The 10207-nt window shown below is 74.5% G+C and carries 12 protein-coding genes and 1 rRNA gene; 8 read left to right on the top strand and 5 right to left on the bottom strand.

Going from position 1 to position 10207, the window contains the following annotated elements:
* Positions 1-74 (top strand): 5S ribosomal RNA (gene rrf / locus ACI797_RS25000); the annotation flags it as partial.
* A gap of 112 nt (positions 75-186) precedes the next feature.
* Here the strand turns inward: rrf and ACI797_RS25005 are convergent.
* On the bottom strand, positions 187-846 hold the full coding sequence (locus tag ACI797_RS25005; protein ID WP_456862478.1) for a DUF2461 domain-containing protein: 660 nt from the start codon (positions 844-846) through the stop codon (positions 187-189).
* The gene (locus ACI797_RS25010; protein WP_456862480.1) at positions 843-1445 is read right to left on the bottom strand and encodes an N-acetyltransferase family protein; all 603 of its coding nucleotides are present in this window, start codon (positions 1443-1445) and stop codon (positions 843-845) included. Before ACI797_RS25010 ends, ACI797_RS25005 begins: the two co-directional genes overlap by 4 nt.
* A gap of 378 nt (positions 1446-1823) precedes the next feature.
* Between ACI797_RS25010 and ACI797_RS25015 the strand changes: the two genes are divergently transcribed.
* Both ACI797_RS25015 and ACI797_RS25020 read left to right on the top strand, forming a co-directional pair.
* Positions 1824-2486: an EamA family transporter gene (locus tag ACI797_RS25015; protein ID WP_456862482.1), complete on the top strand. Its 663-nt coding sequence runs from the start codon at positions 1824-1826 to the stop codon at positions 2484-2486.
* Between the two features lie 44 nt (positions 2487-2530).
* Positions 2531-3757, top strand: a complete 1227-nt coding sequence (locus ACI797_RS25020) for a winged helix-turn-helix domain-containing protein (RefSeq protein ID WP_456862484.1) — start codon at positions 2531-2533, stop codon at positions 3755-3757.
* A 45-nt stretch (positions 3758-3802) separates the two neighbouring features.
* On the opposite strand, the gene ACI797_RS25025 is transcribed toward ACI797_RS25020, so the two are convergent.
* The 3 genes from ACI797_RS25025 to ACI797_RS25035 are packed head-to-tail and all read right to left on the bottom strand — an operon-like array spanning position 3803 to position 5291.
* On the bottom strand, positions 3803-4597 hold the full coding sequence (locus tag ACI797_RS25025; protein WP_456862486.1) for a DUF4097 family beta strand repeat-containing protein: 795 nt from the start codon (positions 4595-4597) through the stop codon (positions 3803-3805).
* A 33-nt stretch (positions 4598-4630) separates the two neighbouring features.
* Positions 4631-5119 (bottom strand): toxin-antitoxin system HicB family antitoxin, encoded by a 489-nt coding sequence (locus tag ACI797_RS25030; RefSeq protein ID WP_456862488.1) that lies wholly within the window; start codon positions 5117-5119, stop codon positions 4631-4633.
* 16 nt (positions 5120-5135) lie between these two features.
* Complete coding sequence (locus tag ACI797_RS25035; RefSeq protein WP_456862490.1) at positions 5136-5291, bottom strand: hypothetical protein; 156 nt, start codon at positions 5289-5291, stop codon at positions 5136-5138.
* Positions 5292-5379: 88 nt separating this feature from the next.
* Between ACI797_RS25035 and thyX the strand changes: the two genes are divergently transcribed.
* The 5 genes from thyX to ACI797_RS25060 are packed head-to-tail and all read left to right on the top strand — an operon-like array spanning position 5380 to position 10136.
* On the top strand, positions 5380-6132 hold the full coding sequence (gene thyX, locus ACI797_RS25040; protein ID WP_456862492.1) for an FAD-dependent thymidylate synthase: 753 nt from the start codon (positions 5380-5382) through the stop codon (positions 6130-6132).
* A gap of 22 nt (positions 6133-6154) precedes the next feature.
* Entirely contained in the window at positions 6155-6964 is an 810-nt protein-coding gene (locus ACI797_RS25045) for a thymidylate synthase (protein ID WP_456862494.1), read from the top strand.
* Positions 6961-7533: a dihydrofolate reductase gene (locus ACI797_RS25050; protein WP_456862495.1), complete on the top strand. Its 573-nt coding sequence runs from the start codon at positions 6961-6963 to the stop codon at positions 7531-7533. Before ACI797_RS25045 ends, ACI797_RS25050 begins: the two co-directional genes overlap by 4 nt.
* A gap of 9 nt (positions 7534-7542) precedes the next feature.
* Entirely contained in the window at positions 7543-8442 is a 900-nt protein-coding gene (gene dapA, locus ACI797_RS25055) for a 4-hydroxy-tetrahydrodipicolinate synthase (RefSeq protein WP_456862497.1), read from the top strand.
* Complete coding sequence (locus ACI797_RS25060) at positions 8439-10136, top strand: ribonuclease J (RefSeq protein WP_456862499.1); 1698 nt, start codon at positions 8439-8441, stop codon at positions 10134-10136. The genes dapA and ACI797_RS25060 overlap by 4 nt, the downstream gene beginning before the upstream one ends.
* Positions 10137-10207 lie beyond the last annotated feature (71 nt).

Genomic DNA, 10207 nt, shown 5'->3' on the forward strand with positions numbered 1-10207 from the left:
ACCCGGAAGCTAAGCCTCTCAGCGCCGATGGTACTGCCCCGGAGACGGGGTGGGAGAGTAGGACGCCGCCGGACATCCTTTCCCGAACGGGGCCCCAGCCACAGGCTGCGGGCCCCGTTCGCATGTCGCCGCCCTCCGCTTTCCGCGCCGAGAACGGCACCGCTTTCCGCGCCGAAAGCGGAGGGGTCAGCGGCGGGGTTCCTTCGTCGTCGCGCCCACGTTGTCGGCCAGCCAGGCGTTCATCGTCCGCAGCTCCCGCCAGGCGGCGCGCACCTCGTCCAGGGCGCGGCGCCCGTGCAGCCAGTCGGCCGGCTCCCAGTGGCGCGAGGCGTGCAGCGACTTGTGCTTCAGCAGCTCGACGCGCGGGCTGTCGGCCGCATGGCCCGACGGGACCCGCATGAGGCGCTCGCCGCCGATCTCGAAGCCGAGGCCCGCCAGCCGGTCCACCTCCGCCTGCAGGCGCGGGCCCTGCACGTCATCGGCGACCGCTCGCCGGTACCGGTCCACCTGGTCCGACTCCAGCCGCCAGGCCCCGCCGGCCACGTACAGCCCGTCGGCGGAGATCTGCACGTACCAGGAGCCGGCGCCGCGGCCCTCCGGGGTGACCACCGCACCCTGGTGGGTCTTGTACGGCGTCTTGTCGTTGCTGAAGCGGACGTCCCGGTACGGGCGGAAGACCTTCGCCGGACCGAACTCCGGACCGAGCTCCTCCACCAGCGCCAGCAACGGCTTGCGGACGAAAGCGTCGTAGTCGCCCTTGTGCCGGGTCCAGTACGTCTTCGTGTTGTCGGCCTCCAGGCCCTCGTAGAAGACGAGGCCCTCGTCCGGGAACCCCTCGAACGTCACCGGGTCTCCTCCCCGTCGGTGGGGGCGTCCAGCACCGTGTGCCAGCGGACCTCCCGCAGCGGCGCCCCTCCGGTGTCCAGCGTGCGCGCCCAGCCGTGCTCGGCCCACCCGGCCGACTCGAGAAAGCGCGCGGAGACCCGGTCGGCCTCCGGCAGCCACGTCTGCAGCCGGCCCGCACCGGTCGCCCGCGCGAGGTCGGCCACCGCGGCCAGCAGCCGGCTGCCGTGCCCGCGCCGTCCCCACCGCGGCTCCACCAGGAGCGTCACGACCTCGGTCGTCGGTCCGGCCGGGTCGGACGCCTCCCCGGGCGCCAGCTCCGCCGGCCCGTACGCGGCGAAGCCGACGACCTCGTCGCGCTCCAGCGCCACCAGCACGCCGTGCCCCGGCGTGGGCGGTGCGGTGATGGCCGCCCGCCACGCGGCGGCCGCGGCGTCGTCGTCCCACTCGTCCAGCACGGCGAGCGGCAGCACCTCGCGGTACGCGGTCCGCCACGTCACCACCTGCACCCGAGCGACCGCCGCGGCGTCGTCCGGGCGCGCCGGGCGCACCGAGACGTCCGCCGTCCCGGTGAGCCGGGGAAAGGGGGTCGCGGCGTCCACCCGGGCAGCGTAGGACCGCGCGCCGACCGGACGGGACCGTGGTGCTGGAATCGGGTCGTGACGACGACGCCCGAGACCCGCCCGCGGCACCCGGCTCCCGTCCGGTCGGCGCCGGGGTCATCGGGGCGCTGCTCATCGTCTACGTGGTCTGGGGCTCCACCTACCTGGCGATCAAGTACACCGTCGCCGACCTGCCGCCGCTGCTGGCCATGGGCACCCGCTTCCTGATCGCGGGCGCCCTGCTGCTGCTCGTCGTCCTGGCCACCCGCGGCCGGCAGGCGCTGCGGGTGACCCGGGCCCAGGTCACGACCGCCGTCGCGTGCGGCCTGCTCCTGCTGGTCGGCGGCAAACGGCCTGGTCGCCGTCGCCGAGCAGTACGTGGACTCCGGGCTCGCGGCGCTGCTCATCGCCGCGACCCCGCTGTGGGTCGTCGTCCTCCGCGCCCTCTTCGGCGACCGGCCGGCCGCGGCGACCGTCGGCGGGCTCGTCCTCGGCATGGTCGGGGTGGGGGTGCTGCTGCGCCCCGGGTTCGGCGGCGCCCACGGGATCGGCCCGCTGCTGCTGGTCTGCGCGAGCTCCCTGCTGTGGTCGATCGGCACGGTGCTCGCCACCCGCCGCCCGCTGCCGGCCGACCCGTTCACCACCACGGTCGTCGAGATGGCGGCCGGGGGGACGGCGATGGTCCTGCTCGGCTCGATCGGCGGCGAGTGGGGGCGGCTCGACCTCGGCTCCGTGGACGCGCCGTCGTGGCTGGCCTTCGGGTACCTGGTCCTCGTCGGCAGCCTGGTCGCCTACAGCGCGTACGTGTGGCTGCTCGCGCACGCACCCGTCTCCCTGGTCACCACGTACGCCTACGTCAACCCGGCCGTGGCGGTCGGCCTGGGCGCGCTGTTCCTCGGCGAGCCGCTCTCCGCGCCGGTGCTCGTCGGCGGTGCGGTGATCATCGCGGCGGTCGCCCTGGTCATCACCGCGGAGTCCCGCAGCGCCCGGCGGGCGCTCCCGGACCGGGACGAGGGCGCGCTGCCGGTGGAGCTGACCTAGACCCCGACAGGAGGCTGTCGTACCCGCGCGGCAGGATCGGGCAGGTGAGCACCCGACCGGAGCGGCTGCCGGCCGCCCTGGCCCGGCGCATCGCCCTGGCCGCGCAGGGGTTCGCCGAGCCGCGTCCCACCGGCGTCGTCGACACCCGGCAGCTGCGCCGGCTGACCTCGCGGCTGGCGGTCGTGCAGATCGACTCGGTCAACGTCCTCTCCCGCTCGCACTACCTGCCGGCCTTCAGCCGGCTCGGCCCGTACCCGCGGGAGTCGCTCGACGCGCTCGCCGGTCACCGGCGGCACCTCTTCGAGTACTGGGCGCACGAGGCATCGTTCCTGCCGGTCCGGCTGCAGCCCTACCTCCGCTGGCGCATGGCCGCCGCGGAGGAGCACGCGTGGGGGTCCATGGTCCGCATCCAGCGCGAGCGGCCGGGCTACGTCGCCGAGATCCTCGAGCGGGTCCGCGAGGATGGCCCGCTCAAGGCCAGCGACCTGGTCGAGCCGAAGCCCGAGCGCCCCGGGACCATGTGGAACTGGCACGCCGGCAAGGTCGCCCTCGAGTGGCTCTTCTACACCGGCGCCCTCACCGCCCGGCACCGCACGGCCGGCTTCGAGCGGGTCTACGACCTCACCGAGCGAGTGGTCCCCGCCGAGGTGCTCGCCGTCCCCACCCCCGAGCCCGCCGACGCGATCCGCGAACTGGTACGGACGGCGGCGCGTGCCCTCGGCGTCGCCACCGAGCGCGACCTGCGCGACTACTTCCGCCTCAAGCCGGCGCCGGCGCGGCAGGCGATCGCCGAGCTGGAGGAGGCCGGCGAGCTGCTGCCGGTCGACGTCCACGGCTGGGGTGCCCCCGCCTGGCTCGACCCCGGCGCCCGCCGGCCCCGCTGGATCCGCGCCCGGGCGCTGCTCAGCCCCTTCGACTCCCTGGTCTGGGAGCGGCCCCGCGTCGAGCGGATCTTCGGCTTCCGGTACCGCATCGAGATCTACACGCCGGCCGAGAAGCGCGTGCACGGCTACTACGTGCTGCCCTTCCTCCTCGGCGACCGGCTGGTCGGCCGCGCCGACCTCAAGGCCGACCGCAAGGCCGGGGTGCTGCGGGTCCAGGCCGCCTACACCGAGGACGGGGTCGACCGGTCCCTGGTCGCCACCGAGCTGGCCGGCGAGCTGGCGCTCATGGCCGGGTGGATGGAGCTCGACGCCGTCGCCGTCAGCGACCGGGGAGACCTGGCGCGCGACCTGCAGACGGTCCTGGGTCCGGCGGCCGAGGCCGGCTGAGCCCGGCGGGCCGGCCGCTGAGCAACCGGCGCAGCAGCACCTGGCTCACGCCGGCACCGCCCGCACGATGCGCTGGTCACCGGAGACGGTCCGCACGGCGAGCGTGAGCTGCGCCGGCCCCTCGCCGCCGGCACCGTCGTCGAGCTGCGACTCCATCCGGCCGGAGATGCTGGAGAGGTCCAGCCAGACCCGCAGGCCCGGGGCGACCCCGATCGAGACGTCCCCCGACACCGTCTTCACGCCCACCGTGCCGCCGGTGGCCCGCACGATGCCGACGTCGCCCGAGGCGGTGGTCACCGACACGTCCCCGGCCAGGGTTCCCACCTCGACGTCGCCGGAGGCGGTCCGCACCTCGAGCCCGCCGCCGACCGAGTCGACCCGCAGGTCGCCCGACGCCGAGCCGACCGTGGCGCGGCCGGCGACCGAGCCGATGCGCGCGTCCCCGCTGGCGGTCCGCAGCTGCAGGTCGGCGCACGACTCCACCACCGACTCGCCGCTGGCACCGGTGAGCTCCACCCGGCCGAGGTCGCCGCGCAGGTCGACGTCGGCCGACGCGACCGCGACCCGGGCCGCGGTGCCGGTCGGCGCGGTGACCCGCACGGCGAAGGCCGGCGTGCGCAGCAGGCGGCGCTCCGGGACGTGCACCCGCAGCCGCGACCCGACCAGGAACAGGTCGACCTTGTCCACCAGCTCCTCCGCGGCGCTGTCGAGCGGCGCGATCTCGACCACGAACTCGGCGCCGTCCGGGACGGCCTCGACCGTGACCGTGCCGGCGGGGTTGCGGATCTCGACCGCGTGCGGGCCGGCGCCGACGGGGAAGCGGTGCGTCCGTGTCTCCACGGGGTCCTCCGGGGATGGTGGGTGGGGGAGTGGTCAGCTGTTGGCGAAGCCCGAGAAGCGGCGGGGGCCGCGCCCGGACGAGGGGGTGGGGCGGGGCTCGCGCAGCGCGCCGGAGACGGCGCGCACGAGCCAGGCGTTGAGCGAGACGCCGGACGCCGCCGCGGCGGCCTCGGCGCGGGCCTTGAGCGGCTCGGGCAGCCGCAGGCTGATGCGGGCGATGGAGCCGTCGTCGTCGGCGTCGTCCGCCTCCGGCTCCGGTTCCTCGGCGGGCTCGTGGTGCACCGGCGGGACGACGACCACCTCGGGGTCGCGGCCCCGCACCCGGATGTCGACCAGCGCGCCTTCCAGGGCCGCGGTCACCTCGGCCGCCATGTCCGACAGCGCGTCGATCACGGTCAGCCGGACCGCGGGCTCGATCGTGTCGGCGAGCAGCCGGGCCGTCTCGCGGGCCTGCTCGCCGCCGGCGGCCGCCGCCCGCGTGAGCGCGGTGCGCAGGGCGTCGACGTAGTCGCTGAGATCCATGGACGCCATGGTGGCGTCAGTCCCCCCGCACGACGGTGTCGGGACCGGCCGCGTGGCGGCGCCACGGTGACAGCAGCCGGGCGACGTCGCGGTCGTGGTCGCGCCCCGGACGCCGCCCGTGCGCCCGGCGCAGCTGCGCCCGGAGCTCCTCGGTGTACGTCCAGTTCTCCATGGCGTCAGCATGACACCATTTTGACGCCATGACAATGCCATCACGCTGTCACGGTGCAGTCGCGGTGGTTCGCCGTAGGCTCGGCGCCGTGCCACCCCTCGTGCGGCTGCAGGCCCTGGTGATCGCGCAGACGCGGTTCGACCCGCCGGCCGACGTGCCGTGGGCGACCGACGTCCAGGGCGGGCAGGCGCTCGCCGAGTTCGCCGGACGGGCCTGCTACCAGTCGTGGGACAAGCCGAACCCGGCCACGGCCACGAACGAGGGCTACCTGCGGCACATCCTCGAGGTGGGCCACCTCTCCGTGCTCGAGCACGGGACGGTGAGCATGTACCTGACCGGCGTCTCCCGGTCGCTCACCCACGAGCTCATCCGCCACCGGCACTTCTCCTACAGCCAGCTCTCGCAGCGCTACGTGCCCGAGGACGACGCCGGTTTCGTCGAGCCCGCCGTCATCGCCGAGGACCCGGAGCTGCACGAGAAGTTCGTCGCCGCCACCGAGGCCGCGCTGACCGCCTACCGGGAGCTCCTCGAGGGGCTGGAGAAGCGGTTCGCCGACGTCCCCAACGGGACGCTGCGCCGCAAGCAGGCCCGGCAGGCGGCCCGGGCCGTGCTGCCCAACGCCACCGAGACCCGGATCGTCGTCACCGGCAACTACCGCGCCTGGCGGCACTTCATCGCCATGCGGGCCAGCGAGCACGCCGACGTGGAGATCCGCGAGCTGGCGATCGCCTGCCTGCGCGAGCTGCAGGCGGTCGCCCCGCACGTCTTCCGCGACTTCCGGATCAGCCGGCTGACCGACGGCAGCGAGGTGGCCGCGAGCCCCTACGTGGCCGAGGGCTGATCCGCGCCTACAGTCGACCCCCGTGGCAGACCGGACGACCGACACCCAGTACGAGGACCTGCTGCGCCGGGTCCTGGAGACCGGCACCCCGAAGTCGGACCGCACCGGCACGGGCGCCACCAGCCTCTTCGGCGAGCGGCTGCGCTACGACCTCTCCCGCGGCTTCCCGCTGGTGACGACGAAGAAGGTGCACTTCAAGTCGATCGCCTACGAGCTGCTGTGGTTCCTGCGCGGCGAGGGCAACGTGAAGTGGCTGCAGGAGAACGGCGTCTCCATCTGGGACGAGTGGGCCGACGCCGACGGCGGTCTCGGCCCGGTGTACGGCGTCCAGTGGCGGTCCTGGCCCACGCCCGACGGCCGCAGCATCGACCAGATCTCCGGCGTCCTGGAGACCCTGCGGACCGACCCCGACTCCCGCCGCATGGTGGTCTCGGCCTGGAACGTGGGGGCCCTCGAGGAGATGGCGCTCGCCCCCTGCCACGCGCTGTTCCAGTTCCACGTCGCCGACGGCCGGCTGTCGTGCCAGCTGTACCAGCGCAGCGCCGACCTCTTCCTCGGCGTGCCGTTCAACATCGCGAGCTACGCCCTGCTGACCCACATGGTGGCCCAGCAGGTCGGCCTCGAGCCCGGCGACTTCATCTGGGTCGGCGGCGACTGCCACGTCTACGCCAACCACGTCGAGCAGGTGCGCGAGCAGCTCTCCCGCGAGGTGCGGCCGTTCCCGCGGCTGACCGTCGACCCGGCGCCGTCGCTGTTCGAATACGAGTACGCCGACTTCCACGTGCACGACTACGACCCGCACCCGCCCATCCGCGGCGCGGTCGCGGTGTGAGCGTCCGGCTCGTCTGGGCGCAGGACACCGGCGGGGTCATCGGCGCCGGGGGAGCGCTGCCCTGGCACCTGCCCGAGGACCTCAAGCTCTTCCGGGCGCTCACCCTCGGCTCCACCGTGGTCATGGGCCGCCGCACGTGGCTGTCGCTGCCGCCCCGGTCCCGCCCGCTGCCGGGCCGGCGCAACGTCGTGCTCAGCACGACGCTGGACGCGGCCGGGGCCGGCGTGGAGGTCGCCACGTCGGTGGACGAGGTGCTCGCCGCGCACGACGAGCCGTGGGTGATCGGCGGCGGCGGGGTCTACGAGGCGTTCCTGCCGCACGCCGCCGAGGCCGTCGTCACCGAGGTGGCCGGCCGCTTCGACGGCGACACCTGGGCCCCCCGCCTGGACGGCGGCTGGAGCCCGGCGCTGCGGCTGCCGGAGGAGGGCATGCTGCCCTCGTCCTCGGGGCCGGCGTTCTCGGTGTCCTGGTGGCGCCGGGACGGCGCCGGGGACGCGGCCGGTCCGGTGCGGGCGGCGCTGACGGGCTGGCTGGACGAGGTCGCCGCCGGCCGCGCCGCGGGTCGGTAGATTCCACCCATGAGCACCGACCCCGCCCGGCCGTTCGGGCGCGTGCTGACGGCCATGGTCACCCCGCTGACCGAGGACGGGTCGATCGACCTCGCCGGCGCGCAGGAGCTGGCCGCCCACCTGGTCGACCGGTGCGGCCACGACGGCCTGGTGATCGCCGGGACGACGGGCGAATCGCCCACCGTCACCGACGCCGAGCAGCGCGCGGTGCTGGAGGCGGTGCTCGACGCGGTCGGCGACCGCGCCGTCGTCGTCGCCGGGGTCGGCACCTACGACACCGCGCACACCATCGACAAGGCCCGGGACGCCGAGCGGCTGGGGGCGCACGGCCTGCTGGTCGTGACGCCGTACTACAACAAGCCCCCGCAGGCCGGCCTGCTGCGGCACTTCACCGCCGTGGCCGACTCCACCGACCTGCCGGTGATGCTCTACGACATCCCGCCGCGCTCCGTCGTGCCGATCGAGGTCGAGACGCTGGTCCGCCTCGCCGAGCACCCGCGGATCGTCGCGGTCAAGGACGCCAAAGGCGACCTGGGCGCCGTCTCCTGGACCCTCGCCCGCACCGACCTCGCCTACTACAGCGGCGAGGACATGCTGAACTTCCCGCTGCTGGCGATCGGCGCCGTCGGCATGGTCAGCGTCGTCGGCCACGTGGTGGGGCCGCGGCTGGCCGAGATGGTCGCCGCCGTCGAGTCCGGCGACCTGCTCAAGGCCCGGGCGGTGCACGAGCGCCTGCTGCCGGTCTACACCGGCATCATGGGCGGCGGCCAGGGCGTGATGATGGTCAAGGCCGCGCTGCGCGCGCTCGGGCTGCCGGCCGGGCCGGTGCGGCCGCCGCTGGTCGACGCGAGCCCCGAGCAGGTGGAGAAGCTGCGCGCCGACCTGACCGCCGGAGGTCTGACCCTGTGAGTGTCCCGGTGCAGCCCCACCTCGGCCTCCAGGCGCCGCCACCGCTGCCCGACGGTGGCCTGCGCGTCATGGCCCTGGGCGGGCTCGGCGAGATCGGCCGCAACATGGCCGTCGTCGAGTACGACGGCGCGCTGCTGGTGATCGACTGCGGGGTGCTGTTCCCCGAGGCCGAGCAGCCCGGCGTCGACCTGATCCTGCCCGACTTCGGGGTCATCGAGCACCGCCTCGGCGACATCGCCGCCGTCGTCCTCACCCACGGGCACGAGGACCACATCGGCGCGGTGCCCTACCTGCTCCGGCTGCGGGGCGACATCCCGCTGGTCGGCTCCCGCTTCACCCTCGCCCTGGTCAGCGCCAAGCTGCGCGAGCACCGCATCGACCCGGTGCTGGTCGAGGTGACCGCCGGCGACGACCACGTCGCGGGGCCGTTCCACTGCGAGTTCATCGACGTCAACCACTCGATCCCCGACGCGCTCGCCGTCGCCGTCCAGACCCCGGCCGGGACCCTGGTGCACACCGGGGACTTCAAGATGGACCAGCTGCCGCTCGACGGCGTCCTCACCGACCTCGGTGCCTTCGCCCGGCTGGGGCTGCAGGGCATCGACCTGCTGCTGGCCGACTCCACCAACGCCGAGGTGCCCGGCTTCGTCGTCCCGGAGCGCGCGATCGGCCCGGTGCTCGAGGACGTCTTCCGGCGCGCCACCCAGCGGCTGATCGTCTCGAGCTTCGCCAGCCACGTGCACCGCATCCAGCAGGTGCTCGACGCCGCGGCGCTGCACGGTCGCAAGGTGGCCTTCGTCGGCCGGTCGATGGTGCGCAACATGGGCGTCGCCCGCGACCTCGGCCTGCTGCGGGTGGCGCCGGGGCTGATGGTGTCGCTGGACGAGGCGACGTCGATGCCGCCGGAGCAGGTCGTGCTGGTGAGCACGGGGTCGCAGGGCGAGCCGCTGTCGGCCCTGGGGCGCATGGCCCGCGGCGAGCACCACCAGGTCACCATCGAGGCCGGCGACACGATCGTGCTGGCGTCCTCGCTGGTGCCGGGCAACGAGACCGCCGTCTACAAGGTCATCAACGGCCTGGCCCGGCTCGGCGCCACCGTCATCCACAAGGAGACGGCGATGGTCCACGTGTCGGGGCACGCCCCGGCCGGCGAGCTGCGGACCCTGCTCAACGTCGCCAAGCCCCGCTACCTGATGCCGGTGCACGGCGAGTGGCGGCACCTGCGCGCGCACGCCGCGCTGGCCGAGCAGACCGGCATGAACGGCGACCGGGTGCTGCTGGCCGAGAACGGCGTCGTCGTCGACCTCGTCGACGGCAAGGCCGCGATCACCGGCCACGTGCCGGTGGGCGACGTCTACGTCGACGGGCTCAACGTCGGCGACGTGGGGGAGGAGTCCCTGCAGGCGCGGCGCATCCTCGGCGACGAGGGCTTCGTCGCGCTGACCGTCGTCATCGAACCGTCCACGCGGACGATCGTGCGCCCGGTGCACCTGTCCACCCGCGGCTTCTCCGACGACCCGTCGGCCTTCGACGAGGTGCTGGGCCTGGTCGAGGAGAACCTCAAGCGGGCGCTGGCCGACGACGAGGTCGACCCGCACCGGCTCTCGCAGCTGATCCGCCGGACCGTGGGCAAGTGGGTCTCCGACACCCACCGCCGCCGTCCCATGATCATCCCGACCGTCCTCGAGGTCTGAGCACGGGAGACCCCCCGGTCCGGGGCGCGGACCGCTAGCGTCCGGCCACCTGGCCGCTCGCTCGAGGAGGA

The sequence above is a fragment of the Geodermatophilus sp. SYSU D00691 genome (assembly GCF_054050275.1).